This window comes from Peribacillus simplex (assembly GCF_001542915.1).
Taxonomy (GTDB): domain Bacteria; phylum Bacillota; class Bacilli; order Bacillales; family DSM-1321; genus Peribacillus; species Peribacillus simplex_B.
Window position 1 is genome coordinate 437,817 of sequence record NZ_LNNH01000012.1, and the last position, 24,062, is coordinate 461,878.

General features: G+C 43.5%; 22 protein-coding genes. 5 read left to right on the forward strand and 17 right to left on the reverse strand.

Annotated features, from left to right (window positions below; translation table 11 throughout):
* Positions 1-64 precede the first annotated feature (64 nt).
* From AS888_RS07215 to AS888_RS07230, 4 genes are all read right to left on the reverse strand, one after another.
* Positions 65-1,000 (reverse strand): VOC family protein, encoded by a 936-nt coding sequence (locus AS888_RS07215; protein ID WP_061141478.1) that lies wholly within the window; start codon positions 998-1,000, stop codon positions 65-67.
* 124 nt (positions 1,001-1,124) lie between these two features.
* The gene (locus AS888_RS07220; RefSeq protein ID WP_061141479.1) at positions 1,125-1,658 is read right to left on the reverse strand and encodes a cupin domain-containing protein; all 534 of its coding nucleotides are present in this window, start codon (positions 1,656-1,658) and stop codon (positions 1,125-1,127) included.
* 259 nt (positions 1,659-1,917) lie between these two features.
* Positions 1,918-2,733, reverse strand: a complete 816-nt coding sequence (locus tag AS888_RS07225; protein WP_061141480.1) for an IclR family transcriptional regulator — start codon at positions 2,731-2,733, stop codon at positions 1,918-1,920.
* 73 nt (positions 2,734-2,806) lie between these two features.
* Positions 2,807-3,613, reverse strand: a complete 807-nt coding sequence (locus tag AS888_RS07230; protein ID WP_061141481.1) for an alpha/beta fold hydrolase — start codon at positions 3,611-3,613, stop codon at positions 2,807-2,809.
* 611 nt (positions 3,614-4,224) lie between these two features.
* On the opposite strand from AS888_RS07230, the gene AS888_RS07235 reads away from it, so the two are divergent.
* Both AS888_RS07235 and yppF read left to right on the forward strand, forming a co-directional pair.
* Positions 4,225-5,514, forward strand: coding sequence for an MFS transporter (locus AS888_RS07235; RefSeq protein ID WP_061141482.1), 1,290 nt, complete (start codon positions 4,225-4,227; stop codon positions 5,512-5,514).
* A 530-nt stretch (positions 5,515-6,044) separates the two neighbouring features.
* The gene (gene yppF / locus AS888_RS24935; RefSeq protein ID WP_081092341.1) at positions 6,045-6,227 is read left to right on the forward strand and encodes a YppF family protein; all 183 of its coding nucleotides are present in this window, start codon (positions 6,045-6,047) and stop codon (positions 6,225-6,227) included.
* 191 nt (positions 6,228-6,418) lie between these two features.
* On the opposite strand, the gene AS888_RS07240 is transcribed toward yppF, so the two are convergent.
* From AS888_RS07240 to AS888_RS07265, 6 genes are all read right to left on the reverse strand, one after another.
* Entirely contained in the window at positions 6,419-7,744 is a 1,326-nt protein-coding gene (locus AS888_RS07240) for a GntT/GntP/DsdX family permease (RefSeq protein WP_061141483.1), read from the reverse strand.
* Between the two features lie 63 nt (positions 7,745-7,807).
* Positions 7,808-8,530 carry a GntR family transcriptional regulator gene (locus AS888_RS07245; protein WP_061141484.1) on the reverse strand — a complete coding sequence of 241 codons (723 nt, stop codon included), beginning with the start codon at positions 8,528-8,530 and terminating at the stop codon, positions 7,808-7,810.
* A gap of 17 nt (positions 8,531-8,547) precedes the next feature.
* Positions 8,548-9,561 (reverse strand): sugar kinase, encoded by a 1,014-nt coding sequence (locus tag AS888_RS07250; protein WP_061141485.1) that lies wholly within the window; start codon positions 9,559-9,561, stop codon positions 8,548-8,550.
* Positions 9,554-10,309 (reverse strand): 2-dehydro-3-deoxy-phosphogluconate aldolase, encoded by a 756-nt coding sequence (dagF, locus tag AS888_RS07255; RefSeq protein WP_061141486.1) that lies wholly within the window; start codon positions 10,307-10,309, stop codon positions 9,554-9,556. Before dagF ends, AS888_RS07250 begins: the two co-directional genes overlap by 8 nt.
* Positions 10,306-11,415 (reverse strand): DgaE family pyridoxal phosphate-dependent ammonia lyase, encoded by a 1,110-nt coding sequence (locus tag AS888_RS07260; protein WP_061141487.1) that lies wholly within the window; start codon positions 11,413-11,415, stop codon positions 10,306-10,308. Before AS888_RS07260 ends, dagF begins: the two co-directional genes overlap by 4 nt.
* Positions 11,393-12,502, reverse strand: coding sequence for an amidohydrolase/deacetylase family metallohydrolase (locus AS888_RS07265; RefSeq protein ID WP_061141488.1), 1,110 nt, complete (start codon positions 12,500-12,502; stop codon positions 11,393-11,395). The genes AS888_RS07260 and AS888_RS07265 overlap by 23 nt, the downstream gene beginning before the upstream one ends.
* A gap of 351 nt (positions 12,503-12,853) precedes the next feature.
* On the opposite strand from AS888_RS07265, the gene AS888_RS25565 reads away from it, so the two are divergent.
* Entirely contained in the window at positions 12,854-12,997 is a 144-nt protein-coding gene (locus AS888_RS25565) for a hypothetical protein (RefSeq protein ID WP_155645407.1), read from the forward strand.
* Positions 12,998-13,214: 217 nt separating this feature from the next.
* Here the strand turns inward: AS888_RS25565 and AS888_RS07270 are convergent, their stop codons facing one another.
* Together AS888_RS07270 and AS888_RS07275 are read right to left on the reverse strand one after the other, a co-directional pair.
* Positions 13,215-14,807, reverse strand: coding sequence for a long-chain-fatty-acid--CoA ligase (locus AS888_RS07270; protein ID WP_061141489.1), 1,593 nt, complete (start codon positions 14,805-14,807; stop codon positions 13,215-13,217).
* A gap of 238 nt (positions 14,808-15,045) precedes the next feature.
* Positions 15,046-15,489, reverse strand: a complete 444-nt coding sequence (locus AS888_RS07275; protein ID WP_061141490.1) for a MarR family winged helix-turn-helix transcriptional regulator — start codon at positions 15,487-15,489, stop codon at positions 15,046-15,048.
* Positions 15,490-15,610: 121 nt separating this feature from the next.
* On the opposite strand from AS888_RS07275, the gene AS888_RS07280 reads away from it, so the two are divergent.
* Positions 15,611-16,795: an MFS transporter gene (locus AS888_RS07280; RefSeq protein ID WP_061141491.1), complete on the forward strand. Its 1,185-nt coding sequence runs from the start codon at positions 15,611-15,613 to the stop codon at positions 16,793-16,795.
* Between the two features lie 153 nt (positions 16,796-16,948).
* Here AS888_RS07280 and AS888_RS07285 read toward each other — a convergent pair whose 3' ends face one another.
* From AS888_RS07285 to nagE, 3 genes are all read right to left on the reverse strand, one after another.
* Complete coding sequence (locus AS888_RS07285; protein WP_061141492.1) at positions 16,949-17,992, reverse strand: oxidoreductase; 1,044 nt, start codon at positions 17,990-17,992, stop codon at positions 16,949-16,951.
* Between the two features lie 53 nt (positions 17,993-18,045).
* The gene (locus tag AS888_RS07290) at positions 18,046-18,477 is read right to left on the reverse strand and encodes a DUF1801 domain-containing protein (protein WP_061141493.1); all 432 of its coding nucleotides are present in this window, start codon (positions 18,475-18,477) and stop codon (positions 18,046-18,048) included.
* 428 nt (positions 18,478-18,905) lie between these two features.
* Positions 18,906-20,381: an N-acetylglucosamine-specific PTS transporter subunit IIBC gene (gene nagE, locus AS888_RS07295; protein ID WP_061141494.1), complete on the reverse strand. Its 1,476-nt coding sequence runs from the start codon at positions 20,379-20,381 to the stop codon at positions 18,906-18,908.
* Between the two features lie 161 nt (positions 20,382-20,542).
* On the opposite strand from nagE, the gene AS888_RS26345 reads away from it, so the two are divergent.
* On the forward strand, positions 20,543-20,689 hold the full coding sequence (locus AS888_RS26345; RefSeq protein WP_221408569.1) for a hypothetical protein: 147 nt from the start codon (positions 20,543-20,545) through the stop codon (positions 20,687-20,689).
* An 83-nt stretch (positions 20,690-20,772) separates the two neighbouring features.
* Here AS888_RS26345 and AS888_RS07300 read toward each other — a convergent pair whose 3' ends face one another.
* Positions 20,773-22,011, reverse strand: a complete 1,239-nt coding sequence (locus AS888_RS07300; RefSeq protein ID WP_260320148.1) for an exo-beta-N-acetylmuramidase NamZ family protein — start codon at positions 22,009-22,011, stop codon at positions 20,773-20,775.
* The gene (locus AS888_RS07305; protein WP_061141495.1) at positions 22,008-23,969 is read right to left on the reverse strand and encodes a glycoside hydrolase family 3 protein; all 1,962 of its coding nucleotides are present in this window, start codon (positions 23,967-23,969) and stop codon (positions 22,008-22,010) included. The genes AS888_RS07300 and AS888_RS07305 overlap by 4 nt, the downstream gene beginning before the upstream one ends.
* Positions 23,970-24,062 lie beyond the last annotated feature (93 nt).

The window sequence follows — 24,062 nt, forward strand, 5'->3', positions numbered from 1 at the left end:
TAGAAATTACCCTGCCCTAATCTTCTTGTGCCTTAAGGATACGGGAGGAGATTAGAAATCCCTCTCATTTTTCCGACATGATGGATTCACTTGTGGAAGCATCCACCCAGCCCAAATCAGGTTCTCCGCCCATCGCCTTGCGCGCTTCAGGTTTCGGCGGACCTGCAATACCCCATTGATCCATTAAATGCGGGACACGTTTCCAAACACGCGCTCGCCATTCCGCCTCATCCTCAATCGTTTCCAGGTAGCATGTATACTCCATGACAAAACCGCCCGGGTCCTGGAAGTAACAGAAAATATTGTCACCCGGTCCGTGACGTCCAGGCCCCCAAAGCTCGGAAAGTCCGGCTTTCCGAACATTGCTTATTCCGCGCATCAGCTCATCCACGGAATCAACCTCATAGGCAATATGGTTTACGGAAGCATGGCCTTCTTGATTGAAAGCAATGGAATGATGCTTCCTGTTGCACCTTAGAAAAGACATTTGATGCTCGCTCCAATCGGTAACTTTAAAACCAAGGATATCCGTATAAAACTTTACGATCATATCCAAATCCCTCGTGTTCATGACAACATGATTCAGTTTCACTGGATCCACATTCTTCTTGTTCCAAATTGAGGTTTGAACCTCGACCCAAGCTGAAAGCTCGATCACCCGGTTTTCCGGATCAACGAAGCGTAATCCATAACCTGCACCCGCTTCATCCAAATATCCCGGTTGATCGATGATTCGAACACCCTTCGATTGTAAAATTCCCGCCGCCCGATCCACGGCATTTTTATCAACCATCCCGAATGAAATGTGGTGCAGGCCACGCTGCTCTCCCTTATGAAGACTTAAAATATGATGTTCTGGGCCAGCACCACGGAAATAAACGGTGTTCTCTTCAGGGGCCGGCACCCTGTCCAAGCCCCAAACCTTTTCATAAAACGCTGCTTGTTCATCAAAGTTCGGCGTGATCATGCCAATATGGCGTAAATGGGTAATTCCAAGCATCTTTTTCTCCCTCCCATAAAAATAGATTACTTTTTAACAGAATGCATGGACCGGAAATAACAAGATAATCGAAAAGGGCGCCCGATTAATTTTCATAATGCAGGTGCCCTTTTCGTGTAAATGATCAGTCTTTAATGATGGCCTCTCTTTCTTTCGAGCGTTGTTTCCGAAGTTCCTCAAGCTCGCTTCCCTCAGGGTATGTCGGCAGGTTAGGTTTCACCGCCCCAAGCATGACAAGCATCCGAGCTTCAACATCCCCGTCATTCCTGATTCCCCGATAAACTCCTGGAGGACTGCTTATGCAATCTCTGGCATTTAACTTGATCTCATGCACTTCACTGTAACTATCTTCCTGGATCAAGGCCGTAACTTCCCCCTCAAGGATGAAGAATACTTCTTCAACATCATCGTGAAGGTGCAAAGGCCCGATGCAACCGGGCGGAAGCACCATCGTACTGAGGGTGAAGTGTTCACCTGCAATGACATTTGTGTCATTATTCGCAGTGGCACCACGTCCGATATATCTCATCTGTGCACGCTTATATGCCGGATCGATTTCTTCCTGGAACTTCAGGACGTTCCAATCGAGCGTCCGATCCTTCAGCCTTGCAACATATTTTTTTTCGAAATCCTTCACTGAAAAAGTCTCTTTTGTCATTATTAAAATCCTCCTTTTATGCGTTTATGTTTCATTGGCAAAACAATGTTTCATTTATAAATTAATACTAAAACGAATCCCATTCATTGTCAATTAATTTTTGGAATATTAAAAACATTTTACATTACCTGCGCGATTGGCACTTTTTTTGCTTACTAGGGCAGAATCTGTCTTTTTTCCACAAAAAAATGTGGACACCCAAGTTTTAGGAATCCACATTTTTATAATGGTTGATACATTTTTGATCGTATACATCTCTTCAGACATCTTCATGTTGAAATGGCTTTGCTCCACTATATCCCATGTACACGGATAACTGCCGGGAAATTTCCAGCAGTTTCGGCAGGGCGATTTTATCGATGAAGTCTGCCTGATAAGCCGATTCTGTCGCCACGACATTCAAGGCAGCCAGTACCTTACCATTCCTATCAAAAATAGGTGCAGCTACAGAACGGATGCCGGGGTGGAATTCCCCGCTTGTCATCGAGTAACCATTTTGGCGAATCGCCTCCAGTTGCTTCATGAATTCCCCAGGAGTAGTAAGTGTTTTGTCCGTATAAGGTGTAAGGTTCGATATTTTGATCATTTGCATAAGCATTTCTTTCGGTTGATAAGCCAAAAGTAATTTCCCATTCGCCACCGCATGTGCAGGCAGCCGCAAGCCGATGTTCACATTGACAGCGGAAACGCCTCTGATCGGAGCACTGCCAACATAAACGACTTCCTGTCCATCCAAAATGGAAAGATGGCAGGAGGCTCCTATTTCATCACGCAGTGCCTCCATATATGGTTGGACAATTTCCTGGAATTTCAGGCTATTCAAATAACTGAATCCCAATTCCAGCACTTTTGGGGTTAAACTATACCGTTTTGTATGTTCGTCCTGTGATAGGTAGCCAATATTTTGTAACGTAAATAATAACCGGTATGGAACCGTTCTGCTCACACCCAGTTGTTTTGCAATTTCCGAAAGAGACAAATTCGGCTGTGATTCATTGAATAGCTTAATGATCTCCAGCCCTCTCACCAATGAATTAGCACTATATTTCTCTTTTTCTTTTTCTTCGCTTACCATTCGCGTATTCCTCCAGTTGTATATTCATCTCATTTCTCGTTTTTCCAAAAAACCACAATCTTCAAGTCACTTATTATGTATGGTCTGCCAAGTGCCGCTTCAAAAAATCGGTAACAATTTCATTAAATGTTACCGGATCTTCCTGATAGCATAAATGGCCGGTATTCGGGACGATGGCCAATTCGGAATGGGGAATCAACTCATGAAAAACCTTTGATTCACTAACAGGCGTGACCAGATCCAATTCACCACAAATGACTAAGGTCGGAACGGATATGGATGAAAGCAATTCCATTTGGTTTACATTCGATAAAGCGTACGATACGGACCGGTATCCAGCTGGGCGTACTTGCGACATGATCCGTTCCGCTTCCTTGACTACCCCGGAAGAAGCATTTGACGATAAGAGCGCCTTCACTCTTTTCCTCGCAAGTTCCTCCGGCCTTAACGTATTAATCGAATGTAATCTATTCTGAAGTTTCCGTTTATTTTCCTCAGAGCTTACCCCGGCCGCTCCCCGCGTCGCATCCGCTATGATCAGCGCCTCAACCATCTTCGGAAACCTGCTTGTAAAATCGAGCGCAATGGCCGATCCCATCGAATGGCCGAGCAGGTACACCGATGGCAAACCTAGACTCTCAAGAAATTCCTTCAACACATCCGCAAACTGCGAAAAATCCTGAAATTCTTCCTCTGGATCAGAACTTTCACCGTAACCTGGCGCATCCCAGGCAATTACCCTGAAATCTTCCTTCAACTGACTGAGCTGTTGCTTCCATGACTGTGAATTGTTTCCTAAGCCATGCAAAATGACGAGCGCCTTTCCATCTCCCGATTCCAGATAGTGAATCGAGTGTTTTTCCAAGTGCCTGATAGACATTTTTAAACCTCCCAATCCTTTTTATTATCACGAATGAATAGATTAATTGCTTATTTGTTAATTAAAGCATATTTACGAATATAAAACTATTTGGGTGATTCAGTCCTTTCGGCATTTTGCAATGACCAAAGCACTGCTTGATCAAGACTTATCACCTTCCAAATATATCTAAGTTTGAAAATAAAAACAAACGTAAAATTTCATAATTCGGTAGAGAAGCGGGTTTCTTGAAGCGGAAACCTCTTAATAAGCGAGAGCCAAATTCTTCATCATTACCACTTGCATTTTCCCAATCATCTTGCTTATCCTCTTTTTCCCGGTTTGATTAGTTGTTTTTTACTGTCATTCTCACCTGACAGTCCGGAACTATTTTCTAAAAATATAAAATTATCAAAATATTAAATTGACAATCAATTCTATTTATTTTATCGTTAAGAAAGTGAAACGTTGTTTTGCTTACAAAACATCACCCAGAAAAGTCACCTTTAGTTTCATTAAAGAAAGGCGGGATGCGGCGGATAAGGGGGACAATCCAAACCAAGATCCGACATTCACTTATTCTTGATGGTAAGTGTTTTAAGTCATGCTAAAATCGACAAGGAGATGGTGTTGTGTTAAATGGGAAAAAAAGATGGTTGTACATTGCCGTTCCAATTTTTTTCTTTTGGTTTTTCGGACAAATAGATAAGGTTGGCATTTCCATCATTCAAACAGATCCAGAATTCTTGAATGCACTCGGTATGACAGGTGATGATAAAAATGCAAAAATCGGTCTTCTTTCTTTCGTATTCACGATTGCCTATGGAGTTTCAAACCTTTTTTGGGGATTCATCATCGATAAACTGGGGGCCCGAAAAACCGCCATTGCCGGTTTATTCATATGGACACTTACCATGATCACGTCAGGCCTTGCCAATTCGTATGAAGTGTTCCTGATTAGCAGGATCATACTCGGATTCGGGGAAGGCATGATGATTCCCGTATCGGGGAAATTCATTTCCAGCTGGTTTCATAAACGTGAATTAGGAAGGGCCCAGTCCTCCTGGCTTACTGGCAACTATTTAGGGCCAGCGATAGGGGCCATTATATTGGTGCTTGTTATCTCTTTACTTCACTGGCAAGCTGCTTTCTTCATGCTCGCAGCATTCAACTTATTCATCAACATCCCGATGTTCATTTTCATGACGAGAAATACCCCGGAGGAGCACCCCCGGTTAAGTAAAGAAGAATTGGCTTTCATTCGCCAGCAGGATGAGGAAGACAAGAACGGCGAACCATCCGAGGCTAAAAATTTCGCCAAAGATCATCGCTTCTGGATCGTCTGGTTCGGTATGCTTGTCTGTTCATTCCTGTTTTTCGGAATAAGTATTTGGCTTCCTACTTATCTTATAGAAGCAAAAGGCTTCGAAAAGGAAGGAATGTCGAGCATCACTTCCCTTTCCTGGTTATTTGCGCTTGGTTTTGTCCTGGCATGCGGATTTCTAGCAGACAAGACGCGGCGTCCCAGCTTGATGGCCTCGCTTCTATTTGCGATGACGGCTATCTTTTTGACAGTGGCCGTCTTCATTGGAAATCCAATTCTGGCAGGGCTATGCATGGGACTGGCAATGGGTGCCCAAGGCGGAGTGTTCCATCTGAGCAATATGCTCATGGTTAAATATTCAACGCCAGAAACGGCCGGGCGTGCCGCTGGCTTGCTTGGATTCACCAATATCATGGGCGGCTTCTCCAGTTATATCATGGGCTGGCTGCGCGATCTTTCCGGCGGGGACTTCAGTACATCGATTGCCATGCTGATTTTTGCAGCCCTCTTAGGCCTGGCCGCTTATATATTCTCCATTAAGAGAGAGGCAGCCGAACTTCAGGGAGCGCCATTTTCCGTTCAAAAAGTCCAGGCATGATGTTCATTTAGTCATTACCCCTTACACCTCAATGATTGCCGTTCATAAACAAAAAGGTTTCGGGATGATTTCATTCCGAAACCTTTATACCTTCCTTATGTATTTCTTCTTCAAGGCAATGTTTCCTTACGAACGATGATAGACTCCCATTCCCTCATACTCTCACTCTTACATATGCAAGATCATTTCCCATCAACCTATTACAAAGTGGATTCGAAAAGATGCGCCGCTCATCAAGGGCGGACCGCCCTTGATGAGCGGGTGACTGCAGTGAAATGAAACGGTCAATAACTAAATTCTCTCCATATAACTTGGAGAGGAGGAAGAAGCAATCTCAGTGCAAATCCTTAATAACTACGGGTAAATGCTTATTTTTCACCGGCCATGGCTTCTTTCGGCAAAGTTCGAATTTAACCGCTCTTATATTTGTATAAAAATGTCGATAGTTAAAATATTCAAAAAATGATAATTACTTGAATTACCGTGTTATATTGTTAATGAAAAAAATACTTGTCAAGTAAGGTGAGTGTGTGACTATAGAAGTTTTAATCCTCCATTACATTCAGGAAAAACGCCGGAAGCCCAATCATGCCAATGAATTGTTAGACTATATTCAAAATGAATATGTCAACGGTAAGCTGTCTATCTTACAATATCGAAGTCTCTGTCAGGATTTATACATTAGAGGAGCAAGCCCCACAACCTCTGGGTGAAACGAAGAAAGTTCGGGATGAATCTTATTCCAATCTCCTATGTCATCCAAGCCGGCCATATCCATTCGTTTGCTTCACTTAGCCTTTGGAACCTTAATACAAAATGAAAACCCCCGGTGATATGTCACCCCTTGACACATCACGGGGGTAAAGAATTGTTATCTATCCACTACATTTGTCCCTCATATTGCCTAAACAAATAGATCCAAGATCAATACAAGACCGAAAGCCACAAAGGAAAGTAAGGTTTCCATGACTGTCCATGTTTTGAACGTTTCTTTTACGGTTAACCCCATATATTCCTTGACCAACCAGAAGCCTGCATCATTGACATGGGAAAACATAAGTGAACCTGCGCCCGTGGCAATGACGAGTAATTCCAAATTGACACCCGTCATATTGGCAACGACTGGTGAAACGATTCCTGCTGCTGTGGTCAAAGCGACCGTTGCAGAGCCTGTGGCAATCCGGATCAATCCAGCCACTAGAAATGCAAGCACGAGTGGTGATAATGATATTTGTTCAGACATGGATGCAATGGCGGTTCCCACGCCACTATCGATTAAGATCTGCTTGAAGCCACCCCCCGCTCCAATTATTAAAATAATGGAAGCCAAAGGCAATAAGCATTCTTCCGTTAATTTTTTAATGAGCGATTTATCCATTCCCTGCCTAAAGCCCAAGAAATAGTAAGCTGCAAAACAAGAGATTAATAGGGCAATGACCGGACTTCCGATAAATAACAAGCATTTTTCCATGGAAGCCGGTATTGGCAGATAAGGAGCCAACACCGTCAAGACCATAAGCAATACAGGCAAGAGGATGATAAAGAACGAAACTCCTGTGCCTGGCAAGGCATTTGCCTTCGTTTCCACCCGGATCAATTCCGGTTCCCCAACTGGAACTACCCGTTTTTGAATCCATTTCGCAAACAAAGGACCGGCAAGTACAGCTGTCGGGAATGCTATGATCAATGAGTAAAGAAGTACGTGCCCCATGTTAGCATTATAAATCCCGATTGCCGTCATCGCACCCGGATGCGGGGGTACAAGCCCATGTACGATCGATAAACCAGCAAGTACTGGAATTCCGATTAATAGTATATTCACTTTAGTCGATTTCCGTATGGAAATGACCAAAGGGAGCAATATGACCAAGCCCACTTCGAAAAATACCGGTATCCCGATGATGAAGCCTGACAACAGCATCGCCCATGGCAATTTCTTCACACCAAATCTATGAATGAAGAAGTCGGCTACCTGCATGCCAGCTCCTGAGTCGGACATCATCTTCCCTAGAATCGTCCCTAATGCCAAAATGCCTATAAGGTGTCCCAGGACTGCACCGACGCCCGTTTCGTAAGCGCCTACAATCTTGTCCATAGGAAGACCGGAAAAAACAGCTAAGAATAAACTGGCTACAGTCAAACTTATGAATGCATGCCATTTCCACCATGATACCCCCAAAATAACAATGACGATCGCTATCAGCGTAATTCCTAATAAATATAGCTCCATATGCTCTACCCGCCCTTAAGAAATCGCTTACATTCAAAGCGATACAATAAATCGAAAATCGAATTATTGTACCGGCTCATTATATGTAACGATATAATTCTGTTTCGCCGTGTTGTAAAATCCTTCACTATATTCCATGACCTTTCCGTCCCTGTCACTTGAAATCCGAATCCTTTTTAGAACAGCACTATTGGGTTCGATTTTCAGTGCTTCACATATATGGTCCGGTGGGATGGTAACGCCAAATTCGTCCCTGAAAGTTTCAAGCTGGACGTTATGATCCTCTAAAAAACGGTACAAGGAATTGATTTGGACCTCTTCCAACTCATCTTGGTCCAAATCCAGGGAAACGTAATGCGTAAAGTAAATATAAGGCTCATTGTCCAACAAATAGATTCGTTCAATGTTTATGCAATGATCGCCGAATAAAGAATGCAGGTTAGAATCAGCAGGAAGTTCAACATGACTGATGTTCAACATTTTTTTGAAAATGAAATGCCCTTCCTCCACCAATAATTCCGTGAAACGCTTCCCTTTGGAAAGCTTGACAATCGAACCATTCGCTATGACTCTAGTGCCTTTTCCGCTTTTCTTTTCGACATATCCCTCTTGCACAAGTTCTTTAATCGCATTGCGGACAGTAACCTTACTTACCTTAAATTCTTCTTCCAGCAGAGGCTCGGAGGGGATGTTCGTGTCAATGGCATAAACACCATGTAAAATACGATCCTTCAATATTTCTTTAATTTGTAAATACATAGGTCCATTTTTCCTGTTCACTCTCATCCCACATCTCCTGCCTTTTATCTCATTATATCTTCCATTTTACCTTCCATGGCTGACAGGATCTCCATTTCAGTTGCCAAAGGAGTATCACCAACGACCGTACACGCAAGCATTCCTGAAACAGCTGCAAACAAAACTGTCTTTTCCGGGGAAAAGCCTGTCAATTCTCCATGGAGGATTCCGCTCGTATATGCATCGCCTGAACCTATTCTATCATAAACCGAAAATGATAGGTTATCTGAAAAGTGAAATGTTTGCCCCTTGTACAGGTATCCACGTAAAGTATGGGTAGTATCACTATTGATTGAACGATGTGTCCCCGCTATTGACCGGATATTGTATTTTTTGGCCACTTCAGGCACCAACTCCCTAAGCTGTCCATCCCGATGTGGAGATTTGGACTTCATCCCTAAAATATACATGGCGTCTTTTTCATTCATCATGACAATATCCGCCAATGAAAGCATTTCTTCATAATGAGGCTTGGCAGCTGCATACCCTCCCTCCCATAAGGAAGGGCGGTAATTGCAATCGAAACAGACCGTACCGCCTTTTTCTTTTACTTTTCTCGCCAGCACCTTCATGCTTTCCCGTACATTATCCGCCATGGCAAGTGTGATCCCGCAAAAATGAATGATATCTGCCTTTTCTGCAATCAGTCCCAAATCATAATCGGATAGCGAAGCAGTATTGAAACTGCTTTCGAGCCGATTTGAGTAGGTAACCCGGCTTGCACGTTGCCCAAAGCCGTTTTCCAGAAAGTACATCCCCAAATACTTACCGCCTCTGGAAATGAAATCCCGTTCAATGCCTAAGTGCTGCAAGGAAACCACCGCAGAATCCCCAAGGGGATTATCCGGTAATTTTGTCACCAGGAAACCATCATGCCCAAGTTTGGTCATCGCAGAAGCAACGTTTACCCCCGTGCCTGAAAAGGAGTATTGCAGCGTGTTGGCTTGTGATAATAGGGCATGTCCCGGTACCTGCAAGCGCATCATCACTTCCCCGAATGCCACGATCCGTTTACGCATATTTTTCAACCAATTTTTTTGTCATGGCCAATAATTTCCTTACATCCTCCTCATTCGTTTTGCCGGTTTCTTGATCAATGATGGAAGAATAAACATGGGGAATGATTTTAGGCACTTTTGCTTCCAAAGCTATTTCCAGAATGGTTTCGAAATTCTCCAAGTCGATTCCACCAGTCGGTTCTAAAGCAAAGCCCTCTTCACCGCAAGCTTTGGCCACTGCACGGTACTCCTCTTCATGCTTCAGGCCCTTCATCGGGAAGTATTTCAATGCATTACCTCCCATATCCCGGACCAAGGCAATGGCCGCTTTGATCGGTACAATGGCAGTTTCACTTGCACCTGCACTAACAGGGCCGGTGGAAATATTCACATAGCCGACTTTGCCAGTTGGAGAAACCAACGAATTTATCCAGCTATCCTTTTCGCCCAAATTTGCCCTTGTCGCTCCCACACTCGGGAAAACCTGATTAATATGGCTGCCAGGATAATATTTTGCAATTTCTGCAACAACTGCCGCCTGCCTATTATCACCAGCGCCAAGGCCGATTGAAACGGCCTCATCAATGGCATCGCCATACTCCTGCATTGCAGCCACTCCCGCTTCAACGGTTGGATAATCCTTGGAAAGCACCCCCACCAAGACATGGCCTTCCGCTGCGTTGAACACCTCCACTGCATTTTCTACACTATCGGCAAGTACATTAAGCGCCACTCGATCATTCAAAAAGCGTTCGTTTATGTTAGTCATCCTTGATTCCCTCCTAAAATGGTTCTTAACTGTGCTTCAATGACATGAATGTCATCACCTTGCAATGGACGCGGATCGATATCGAAAAAGCCTTGACGTACACCATAATCACGCGTGTAAATGGCAATATTTCCATTTTTCAGCTGCTCGTTCACTTCCTTTGCCGTTGTTTCCGTAATCAAAGGATCAATGGAGATACGAGCTCTATAGATGGCTCTACCTGCCTCATCTTGAACAATCGTTACTTTTACGCCATCAATGGATTCCAGGGATGCAAGAACTTGTAAACTAGCTTTTTCTTGTCCGCTATTGTCCGCTTTGACAAAATACTCATCCAATGCCTGAAGCAACCCAAAGGTTGTTTCTTTACCAACTTTCATACTCCTGCCGTTACATTGCAATTGTACCTTCAACCACCCGATATATTTTTGTTTCCCAGCAACAATACCCGATGTTGGTCCTTCAATCGCTTTTGAACCACTGTAAATGGCTAAATCGGAGACTTGTACATATTTCTTCAAGTCTTCCTCCGCTGCAGCATCGACAATCAAAGGAATATTATAAGTTTTTGCCACTTCCCAGGCTTCTTCTATCGAAATCATATTCTTCTGAACGGCATGATGGGATTTCACGTATAAGATCGCGGACGTATTATCATTAATGGCGTCGGCAATATGTTCTGCCTTGCCTTCGTTTGCATATCCCACTTCAACCAATTTTCCGCCACCAAGGTAAATCATCGTTTCGACTGGCGCTCCATACTGAACATTGTGTCCTTTCAGCATGATGACTTCATTCTTTTGAATGTGATCTTGATGAAGTCTTTCACTTTTCCTTCTATTTCCTTCAGTGACGATTGCCGCCACTGAAAGGGCGATTCCGCTGGAAGCTGAGTTTACGACGACCGCTGCTTCTGATTGAAGTAAATTCGCTATATGCTGTCCTGACTTTTCGACTAATTCAGAGATTTCAACATAATTTTGTCCACCTGTTTTCATCGCATCCATCACTGTGTCAGTCGGAGCAGAAACACCAAGTATACTCATTCTTCCGCTAGCATTAATGACTCTTTTCAAACCGTATTTAGCATTCATTGAACTCTCCATTAATAACCACTCCTTTTACGACCACTCTTTTTTCCGCCATCCTTTTTTCGCCTTCGGAATCCTGCAGAAGGGTAGACTCATCCTCAAGGGAAAATAGAGTCAGATTCCCCATATCCCCAACTGAAATCCTTCCTAGCTCTGGCTTATGCAGCCACACTGCTGCATTGACCGTAACTGCATCTATTACCTCTTTTAAGGGGTATCCCAGATACAAGAATTTAGTAAGCACATTTGCCATACTATAAACAGGTCCATTTAATCGATTTCCCCGATATATATCTGTACTGATCGTATTGAAACGAATATCCCTCTTTTTCGCCATTTCTGCAGTTGGAAAAGAAAAGCTTGCTGTTCCATGACCAACATCCAGATGAACCCCCCGTTCAATCGCTTTATTGAACTCAGGTAGGGGCTCTCCTTTTTCATCAAATAAATTATTGGCTTTACCATTTAAGTAGTGCGTAATAATATCTTTTTCCTCTAATAAATTAAGGACGTCTCTAATATCAGGCGGCCCTGAACCGATATGGACCATTAAAGGCAATCCAGTATCGGCAGAGAATTTCCTAGCGATCTTTAATGGTTCGATCCCATTCGGACCAACCACACTCTTACTAATTCTGGCTTTAAGTCCAACGACAAAATCACCATACTGTGAGATTGCCTTTTTTAATTCCGTTTCATCAAGCCATGAAGTATCCGATAACTCATCGATCCTTTTCAAACCAATCCGCGAAATATTCAGAAAGGCGAAAACATTCGTTTTGGATTTTTCACAACTGTTAACTAAATCAGATATCCTATCTGCCCCAGTACTTCCTGCATCAACGATCGTTGTTACACCTGTTTTACAGCCAATCTCATCAACATCATCACCATAAGGGTCTAATTCAGGAAAGGCATGTACATGCATATCAATCCAGCCGCTGGAAACAAAAACCTTATTCTCGTAATCAATCATTTCAGCTCCAGTTGCACTTGCAGTCCCTGCCAGAGTGATTTCCTTAATCACCCCATTTTCCAAGATGATATCTGCTCCGTTACCATCTAGCATCCTTACATTTTTCAGTATTAACCTACTTGTCATTTCCCTCATCCTTTTTAAGAACGTCCTATTGATTGTAAGTAAAATTCGTAAACGGTTACAATGGAATATGAGAATTCATGATATTCTCTTTACAAAAATAGATTAACATATTTCCCTGAACTAATCAATATAACGTTATAATGTTTAAATGCACCTTCATAAGTTTTGCTTATATAAAGTGATTTTTCATGGCTCGTTAAGCATTAACAATCAATATTTTTTATCTTTTCTTCTTTATTTACGACACTATATGGGTCTATGTTGTAGATGGAAAATACATTTCGATCAGCTATCATTGATGGAGACATCCTGATGATAAAACATGGACATAAAGAGTAATTATTAGCAATCATGGCTACTAATGCCCATTTAGGAAAAATGATAACGGCACACCAAAAGGGAACAACCTGGTCAAGCATTGTAAGTACGCTTGTGTTTGCAGATGGCCCAACTGTAGCACTTGCATCGGCACTCGTCGCCAGTCCTAATGGTTAAATAGCAGCATATCATTCCAGAAAACGCGCTTACGGTCTATGCGAGGGGTAAAAAGCCAGATTTATCAAAAAACCTTTTATTTATTACACTGAATCCAACCTTTCCTTTAGAAGCCCCGATTTGTCGTGGAAACTGATACAAGCATTCCTCCCAAATAGAATGCAAGAAAAAAACCAAACATGCTGCTTCCATAGCATGCTTGGTTTTACTTTAGACATTAATTCACCTTTTTTGTTCCTTTCCAATGGATTTCCCTCAGACGGTACTTTTGGAGTTTGCCTGTTGCGGTTTTCGGAAGGTCTTCAACGAATTCAACCGTTGTAGGCGCTTTAAAATGAGCCATTCGCGAGCGGCAAAAGGTAATGATCTCGCTTTCCGTCACAAGGGCGTTATCTTTCAGGACTAGTATTGCCTTTGGCGTTTCACCCCAGTTATCATGAGGTACGGCAATGACCGCTGCCTCCAATACATCAGGATGCTTATATAAAATCCCTTCAATTTCAGTTGAGGAAATATTTTCACCACCGGATATGATCAAATCCTTAGCCCTGTCCTGAATTTCAATATATCCGTCAGGATGGGTCACGGCCAGATCACCTGTATAAAACCAGCCGTCCCTGATCGCTTCTGCCGTCTTCTCCGAATCTTTATAATATCCTTCCATCACGACATTGCCACGTGTAATGATTTCCCCTAACTCCGTTCCATCCCAGGCAACTTCTGCCCCGTCTTGATTGACGACCATCGTCTCCCCATTAAAAACCAATTCAATGCCTTGTCTTGCTTTTATCATCGCTTGTTCGTCCGCTGATTTGGCGTCATATTCACCTTTCCATTCATTATATAGGATGAAAGGGGATGTTTCCGTCAGTCCATATACGTGGATCATATTCAAGCCAAGGATCTCCTCTGCTTTATGTATGAGGGCGGCTGATGGCGGGGCTCCCGCCGTTGCCATGCGCGGACGCACCTTGATATCGGTTTCCTTTGCCCCAGGTTCATTCACCAGCATATTGACGACTGTCGGTGCGCCGCATAATAATGTAATTTTGCATTTTGAGAATAATTCAAGAATTTTTGGGGGACCCACTTTTCTTAAACATACATGGGTCCCCCCAGTGGCCGTAATCGCCCATACGCCTCCCCAGCCGTTGGCATGAAACATCGGTAGGGTATGGAGGTACACATCATCATGCTTCAATGTTAGGTGATAAATGAAATTGGCCGCATTCAGGTAATTGCCGCGATGGGTCAACATGACTCCCTTTGGTTTTGAGGTCGTGCCACTCGTGTAATTTATCGTCAATAGCTGATTTTCATCAATATCTGCCACGGGCAGGCGATTTCCGTCATTCACATGCTTTAAGAAATCCTCATAGTTTATTCCGGCCAAATCTGTTTCATGGCCATCTACAGGAACAATAATGATCGTCTCCATTGATAGGTTCGTAACGATTGTCTCGATCGGTGCTGCAAATTCTGCATCGACTATTAACATTTTTGCATCACTATGCTTGATGATATACTCCAAATCTTCAGCAGAAAGCCTGTAATTCAGGGGCACCATTACCGCACCCAATTGACAGATCCCATAAAAACATTCCAGCATATGATGCGTATTCGGCAGCATCACGGCAATATGATCTCCTTTTTCAATTCCTGAAACGTGAAGTGCCAGGGAAAGCCGATCGACACGCTGTCCGAATTCCATGTAGGTAAACTCTTTCTTTCCATCTATGACAGCCACTTTATGAGGATAATATTTCACGGCCCTGCGCTTCCAATCCATTGGGGTCAATGGTGAAATCATTAAAACCAGCTCCTTCATCCGATAGTATCACTGACCGTTCGCCGCATCATGAGTCACGTAAAAAACATGGAATCTTCTGATTCATATTCTATTTCGGATTGGCATATCCTCCTTAGTTCGAGGGAGAATTCATGAAAACTGTAAGGAATTTCAATTTAAATACATTCAATATTCAGATTATTAACCTTGTAAAGCAGCACCCACTTTTCATAGCACTGCTGTCTTTATTGGAAGATCTTTACTGTTCCTCTATACAAGATGACACATGGTCGGTCAGCTTTCCGACAATTTGTTTTAGCCTCACCGTTTCCTCTTCATTCAAAACGCCATAAAAGTCGTTAAAAATTTTGGTGAAACACCGGTTTATGGAATGATAGGTTTCTTTCCCGATTTCGGTGGCTTGGATGTAAACGACTCGCCGATCATCCTCACTGTGGCATCTTTCAATCAAATTCTTCCGTTCAAGCCTGTCAATCAGCGCCGTCCCGGCTGCAGGCTTGATGTTTAAATGATTCGATATGTATTTTACAGCCAAGGATTCATTTAAGACAATTAGCTGCAATGCGCGATACTGGACGGATGTTAAATCGTATTTTACCAATGACGGTTCGATCAATTCCTGGGAGAGCCTGCTTAACTCCTTGATTTCTATATGCAAATCATACAATTCACTTGGATTCATGTTTGACAATCCTTTCTTATTGACAACTATCTATCTTAAACTATAACATAATTAACGTATCGAAAAATTAACCATGCGAATTAAAATGGTTACTGATTTTAAAGAGAGAGAGAGGCTGCCCATGTCAGCAGAACAAAGAAAAAAGATCATAATCCTTATGATCAATATGTTTATAGCAATAGGAAGTTTCGGCATCATCATTCCTATTTTACCAGCGTACCTCGCTTCCATTGATCAAGGGGGAACCGCCGCTGGTCTTATGATTGCCATTTTCGCGGGGGCACAGCTTATTTTTTCCCCAATTGCCGGAAAATGGACCGACCTATACGGCCGCAGGAAAATGATCATATACGGACTGGTTGGATTGACATTATCGATGTTCATTTTTTTCGCCGTCAATTCGATTTGGTTATTATATGCTTCCCGTGTCATCGGCGGGATCGGAGCAGCCTTGCTTATTCCCGCAATTTTCGCTTATGTGGCGGACATCACCACATTCGATCAACGCGCAAAGGGCAATAGCTTAGTTTCTGCAGCCATGTCCCTGGGCATTGTCATCGGTCCAGGAATCGGAGGGTTTTTAGCGGACTTTGGCTTGAAGTTTCCCTTTTTAATTTCTGCCCTTGTATCACTTTCAGCCGTGGTATTTTCGATTTTCGTTTTAAAAGAAAGTGAAACGGCACAGATTGCCTCTGCTCCGGAGAGCAATGACTCAATGGTTCGCAAGATTGCCTTATCTGTAAAAATGCCCTATTTCATTCCTCTTATCATTACACTTGTAATGAGTTTTGGTTTAATGGCATACGAATCCGTAATTGGTCTTTATCTTGACAATCAATTCGATTCCAGTCCAAAGGATATCGCCGTCATGGTTACAGCGACCGGTATCGTCAGTGTAATCGTCCAGCTATTTGTCGTCGACCGGATTGTTCGCCGTTTCGGGGAAGTCAATGTGCTGAACATTTTTATCAGTGTAGCGGCCATCGGTTTCCTTCTATCCCTTTTCGCTTCAAGTTACCTGACTTTCTTTTTAATCTCACTTATCATCTTCCTATCCACATCCATCTTGCGTCCTGTACTCAATACATTGATTTCGAAAATGGCTGGAAACGAGCAGGGCTTTGCGATGGGAATGAATAATGCGTATATGAGCATTGGAAATGTCCTTGGACCCACTCTTGCCGGATTAATGTATGATATCCATATTACCTATCCGTTCATGTTGGGACTTTTCCTCTTGATCATTACTTTATTGATCACCATGGCTTGGAACAAACGCTCTCATCATGCGAAGGCATTATCGTAGATTTGAAGAAAATATCCATGCCTAATACCCCGAATTTGCATTCGGGGTATTTTTGGCATGTGAAGCCGGAAAAAGTGGCCGCATCTCCTAAATTGAAAGAAAACACGGACAGCTATCATCCGCTTCTTTTGCCTCGGTTGTGGACGAAATGTCTCAATTAATATATACGACTTTCTTGCTTTTACTGCTTTCAAAGGCCGCATCAATGATTCGAATAACCGCCAGTCCCTCTTGAGCCGTGACGGGAGCTTTTTTCCCGATCAGGATACTGTCGGCAATTTCCTTGTAAAAGTTTAAATAAGAGCCATGTATGGTTTGGATCGTTTCATGTTTCACGTTTTCGCCTTCGATCGTAACCAGTTGGCCATAGTTTTCAGGGACATCGGCACCCCAGGAGCTATCCAGCGGTTTTTTGCCCTCGCTTAAGGCCTGCTCCTGGCCATCAATACCATATTTGATGAATGACCCTTTATTGCCATGTACCTGAAACCTCGGTCCATTAACCGGAACGATCGAGCCAGAATGCAGAATGACCCTCAGCTTTTCATATCCTAATAGGACATGAAAATAATCATCCGTTTCCGCATCCTCCTTTTGGGCAAATACATCTGCAGAAACGAATTGTGGCAATCCGAACAAATGCAGGGCTTGATCTATTAGATGTGAGCCTAAATCATAAAGCGTTCCTGATCCGGGGCCTGGCTTCTCCCTCCATCTATCCCTGACAGCCGGCCTGAATCGATCATAATGAACCTGGTATGTATTGATATCACCAAGCACGCCATCATCCAATAATTTTTTGACCGTCAAGAAATCATTATCCCATCTCCGGTTATGGTAGACACTTAAAAGTAGATGTTCTTCCTCGGCAATCTTGATGAGGTCCGCTGCCTCCCAAGTTTTCACTACCATCGGTTTCTCCAAGATGACATGCTTTCCGGCTAATAAGCTTTGTTTGGCCATTTCATAATGCAATCCGCTCGGTGTCGTGATAACCACCAAATCGATTGATTCATCTTCGAGAATGTCCTCCAAGCTGCCGACCACTTCCACGTCCTTCAAGTCTTGTCGGACCTTTTCCTTTTGGGAGCTGACCACTTTCGCTATATGAAATTGCTCTAAAACACTTAATAAAGGTGCGTGAAATGTTGCACCTGACAATCCATACCCAACGATTCCCACTTTAATTTTTCCCATTACCTATCCACTCACTTTCTTTATCCTTAAAAAGAGTTACACCAGACCCGGAATTATTTCACTTCTTCATTCGGATATGTTTCTCTCAAAAACTTTACAGACTGATTTATGAATTCTTTCAATACATCAAGCTCGATATCTGCTACTTTATTGATGTACACACAGCCTTTTCCAGCGGTGTGCTTTCCAAATGAACGCAACAGTTCCTCCCTTTGGTTCTCTTCCAGGGAAAAGTATAAACTGATCTTTGCTTTTCGAGGTGAAAAGCCGACAAGGGGGGCATCTCCTTCGTGACCGGATTCATATTTGTAATGATAGCTTCCGAATCCTATGATGCTCGGTCCCCACATCTTGGCTTCAAACCCTGTCGTTTCCATAAAAACATTTAATAGTTCGTATGCGTCTTCACGCTTTTTCGGATTATCGACATTCTCGATGAACTCAATGACACTGGAATCCGTTTCTTTTGTTTTTGGTTGATACAAGGTCGGTACCTCCCTTATACTGACAATCTTAAAATCCAAAGCTATGGCGGAATCGAGTTTACATTTTATGTAGGCTGCTAGAGTTAAAACAGAATGCTATACGAGGCAAATGAATGGAAACGGTTCTATACATCAGGTTATCATAATGACAAAACCCCTTCCTTACTAATTCTCCTCCCTTACATGCAATTCCTTTTTTTCAGACCCTTACTCCATTATAGAACATTTATTCTTTTTATTCTAATCTCTAAAAAGCCCAAATCAGGTTTCCTCACGATTGAAAATAGCCTCTTCCCCATATATTCCTCATAAAACCTCTACGATCAGAAAATCTGTGTACACTTCATTCTGATCGTAGAATAACCACCCTAGCGCCATCCAAAAACCGCCAGCTTCATCCATGCAATTCCATCAGGCAACTCCATGGGCTATCTCTTTCGGATCTTTTCGATTTCTTCAGCTATGAATTGTACCTGAGGCCCGACAATGACTTGTATGCTTTGGGGACCGACAACATTGATTCCGGCAATGCCAGTCGATTTGATTTTGCTTTGATCGACCGCTTCCATATCCTCCACTTCAACTCGTAACCGGGTAACGCAGTTATCGACAGAAACTACATTGGCGTCCCCACCCAGCCCCTCGTAAATAGCTGAAGCGATCCTGAAAAATTTCCATTCATTCTCGTTGTACTCGATCGCCCCACTGTCCGCTTGGGCCTCTTCTTCTCCATCCCGTTCTTCTCGGTCATCTTCTCTGCCAGGGGTCATTAAATTGAACTTGGCGATTAAAAAGCGAAATAAGAAATAGTAGATGACAGCAAAAGCAAGGCCTTGAAGGAGCAGCATATAAGGTTCATTTGCCAGTGGCAATCTTGAGCTTAAAACGAAATCAATAAATCCTGCGCTAAATCCAAATCCTGCTGTCCAGTGGAACGTTGCGGCAATCGCCAATGAAATTCCGGTTAATAAGGCGTGCACCACAAATAGGCCAGGCGCAACGAACATGAAGGCAAATTCCAATGGTTCTGTAACTCCAGTAAAAAACGATGCGAATCCTGCGGCAAGCATCAAGGAAGCCACTTGTTTCTTTTTCTTGGAATTAGCCGAATGGTACATCGCAAGCGCCGCTGCGGGCAAGCCGAACATCATGACGGGAAAGAAGCCGGCTTGGTACATGCCTGTCGTCCCCTTTGTCCCTGTCCCCGCCCAGAAATTGCCGATATCGTTAAGTCCGATCACATCAAACCAAAATACGGAGTTTAACGCATGATGCAGTCCTGTTGGAATCAACAACCGGTTGAAGAAGCCGTAGAGCCCTGCACCAGCCGCGCCTAATTCACTGATTCCCTCCCCGAACGCAACTAACCAGGAGTAGATAAGCGGCCACACGAAAAATAAGATAAGCGAAACGAGCAGCATCGCAACCGCCGTGACGATGGGCACCAGCCGTTTGCCACTGAAGAAAGCGAAGGCATCCGGGAGCTCGACCTTACTAAAACGGTTGAACATGGATGCAGCCACAAGCCCAGAGAGAATTCCGATGAATTGATTATCGATGTTCCCAAAAGCGGGATTCACTTCATTTGCATCGAGACCCTGCAGCATCGCTACCGACTCCGGTGAAAGCAATGTCGTTACGACCAGAAAGGCTACAAGCCCACTCAAAGCGGCTGAACCATCCTTTTCCTTCGACATCCCCAAGGCAATCCCGACAGCAAATAAGATCGACATATTAGTTATGACCGAGGAACCGGCCTTGATCAAAAAAGCCGCTAACGGACTTCCCGCCCCCCATCCTGCCGGGTCAATCCAATAGCCTATTCCCATCAAAATCGCTGCTGCTGGCAAGACGGCTACCGGAAGCATCAAGGACCGACCAATTTTCTGAAGGTATTGTTTCATCGACTCTCCTCCTGACAATTATCGATTTAGGGTAAAACCCATATTCTATTAGACAACCGTTCCTTCCATTTTAGAACTTGATTTAATGAATTAATGTTACTCCAGACTAATGCAATAGCCATTTATACTTCACGCATGAAATGAATAAAGCCTTCAGAATGATGGGTTCACGCATGGTAAAAGTGCGTGGCTCCGGGACCGCCGCCGAAAGAAACCCCTTGCTGGAGATTGAAATATCACAAGCACATCCTTCGAGCTGCGGGCAATCAGGGTTCTATCTTACTTCGAATGTAACGGTCAAGGTATAACACCATAAAAAAAACTGCAGGTAAACTCCTTAATACTAAAGGGCTTGCCTGCAGCTTGAGATAAGTTTATACGAGATTTTCTGTTATCTATAAAGCAAGTAATTTTTACGAACCTTTTTAAATGCATCTAAATCATCCTGATACTCTTGCATGATTTCATTTACAGACGAGCCTTCGTCAATTTTCCCCTTTACCCAGCCATTTCCGATCAATAAATTAAAATTGTTGGCTTGCAGGAACTCAAAGTCATCCGGATATAGATCATGAATGGTCTTGATGAGATGAAGTCCTGTTGGTACTGCCTTGAATTTCTTTCGATCGGTAACATAGATTTCCACTCCATGGCTAAGCTGACCTGCATGCTTGGAAAACATCGGTGTAAATGAAGCTCCTCTGAATTGAACGCCAGGTAAGCGCAAAGCATTCAATTTCCCGGCAAGTACATCTCCGTTTATATAAGGAGCACCAATCAATTCGAATGGTTTGGTCGTTCCCCTGCCTTCCGAGACATTCGTTCCCTCGATCAATCCTGTAGCTGGATATACGAATGCAGTCGATACTGTGGGCATGTTTGGCGATGGCAGGACAAATGGGAGCCCTGTCGCGTCATAATCCATGTCCCGCTTCCAGCCTTTCATCTTGATGACCTGGAGATTGGCACCAATTTTGAATTCCTTATTGAATAACGTGGCAAGTTCGCCTACTGTCATGCCATGCTTGAGTGGAATCGGGTACATTCCCACGAACGATGAAAATTCCTGCTCGAGCACGGGTCCATCAACAGCCTCACCGCCTAGCGGGTTTGGACGATCCAGCACGATAAAAGGGATATCGTTCTCTTTCGCCGCTTCCATCGCATAAGCCATCGTATAAATATAGGTGTAATAGCGCGTTCCTACATCCTGGATATCAAATACTAACACCTCAACATCTTTTAACATTTCAGAAGTTGGCTTTTTCGTTTTTCCATATAAGCTATAAACGGGCAATCCCGTTTTTTCATCTACATAAAAGTCCACACTTGCACCTGCTTGCGCATCTCCGCGCACTCCATGCTCGGGACCAAATAAGGTAGTCAATTGTATCTCCGGATCGTCATGAAGCAAATCGACGACACTGGTTAAATGAGAATCAATGCCCGTTGGATTCGTTATCAATCCCACCTTCTTTCCTTTTAAAAGCTTCTTTTCTTCTTTTAAAAGAACTTCTATCCCAGGACTGACCTTTTGTTTTTTCTCCTCCTTTACAGCAGTAACACTTTTTGAGGAAGAGAGGCAAAATGCCAACAAGAAAACGGCCAATATGATCATCGTCTTTTTCAATTTGCAACCCCCTTCATTTTTAGTGGTTTGCCAGAATTCACGTCTAATCCATATCCAAATTCATAAAGCTTTTCAGATGGATTGATCACTGATGGTATATCGATCGGCAATGTGCCCCGAGGCTTTGAGGCTCCAAAAATTGCCGAAATGCCTGCCGGAATATTAGGCTGCCTATATCGCCCGTTGGAGTACCCTTTATAACCGTAAACGGCAAGCACCGCTTTCGCTTCTTCGAAATTAGCGACATCGTAAGGGTTCCTCAAACTCATCACAACAAATGCCTTACCTTTTTTGTTTGCATCATTCATCACTGCTCTTGGGAAAGCCGTTGCCCACCTTTTTGCATCTTGAATGCTGTCATCGATCGCTCCATCCTTGACAACCGGATCGTTTTTGACAATATAGGAACCAATTATGACATAATCCGCTTCATTGATGAGTCGGACCGCTTCATCCGTAAATGTCTTTCCCGAATAGCTCATGCTTGTCACCTGAACTCTCTTTATCTTCTTTTTATCAGCCAATTCTCGGATGCTTCTTGTCAAGGATTCAACTTGATCATCAAAGGGGGCAAGAACTAAAACCTTATCATTTTTCCTTGGTTTGAAGGGGAGGGTTCTTTCTTCATTTTTCAATAGGGTCGTAGCATCCTCCGCCATTTTCCTTTCCTTTTTCGAATGTTCAACACTTCCAACCACTTGTAGTGCTCTTTTGATTTTTTTATCAAGCGGAGGAGCTGTAGCGCTTTTATCCAGTATCCCCCTTCTCACTTTCAGCTCAAGTATTCGTGCTACTGAGTTATTCACTTGTTCCAAAAGGATTTCCCCGTTTTCCACGGCTGACTTCACCGCATTGAAAACGGAGGTTAAATTTTTCTCCATGTCGAGCGAATTCACCTGTGCCGGCATCAAAGCAATATCGACACCTGACTTAATGGCTAGCACCACGGCCTCCTCCTGGCCGAAATTGTCTGCAATGGCCAACATGTTCAGGGCATCCGTCACCACTACGCCGTCATATCCCATCTCTTCACGAAGAAGACCTGTAATGACCTTATCGGAAAGCGTAGCGGGAACCATGATTTTTTGTCCATCTTTTTTACTGGTATACATCGTATCATCGAACGCAGGAAACTGAACATGAGCCGTCATCATCATATCCACGCCGGCATCGATGGCTTTTTGAAAAGGGACCAGCTCGATGGTTCGCAACCGCTCTTTATCATGAGCAACAAGGGGAAGGCCATAATGGCTATCCACAGCGGTATCCCCATGACCAGGGAAATGTTTGGTCGTTGCTATCATGTTCTGCCTTTGCAATCCTTTTATTGTCTGGATGCCAAGCTTCGATACGAGTGACGGGTCCGAACTGAAGGAACGGACGCCAATCACCGGATTACTTGGATTATTATTAACATCGACCGAGGGGCCGAAATTCACATTTATGCCAAGAGACAACAGTTCCGATCCAATGATTGCTCCGGTCTGATAAGCATAATTCTCCTTCCTTGCTGCACCAAGGGCCATGTTCCCAGGAAGATTCGTTCCCGTCTGAAGCCTGGTTACGATTCCGCCCTCTTGATCGATCGTGATGAACAATGGAAGGTCCGGGCTTGCCTTTTGCAGGCCATCCGTGAGCCGAACCGTTTGTTCGGTGTCGACAACATTTTCGGCAAACAAGATTACACCACCTAAATGGTATTTTTCAATGATGCTTGCAACCTCGGAGTTCATTTCAATAAACCCAGTGGCTTTCCCTTCCCCTTGTTTCTGCCAATTGCGAAAGTCCGGCATGAGCATTTGACCGATTTTTTCATCGAGCGACATGCTCGCTATCATTTCATCTATGTTCATTACGGGCTTCCCTTTCACTGATTCCTTAGCAGCGCCATGCCCTCCGAGAAGGGAAATAATCAAGAGAATGGCGAATCCAGCAGTGAACGTTTTCCGAATGATCATCAAGGCTTCCCCCTTTATCTTTTTCAGATCTTATAAAGATCCTGAAAAGAAAGTAGGCAGCTTCCGGTATCCCCTCAGCCGCCTATCTTTAAC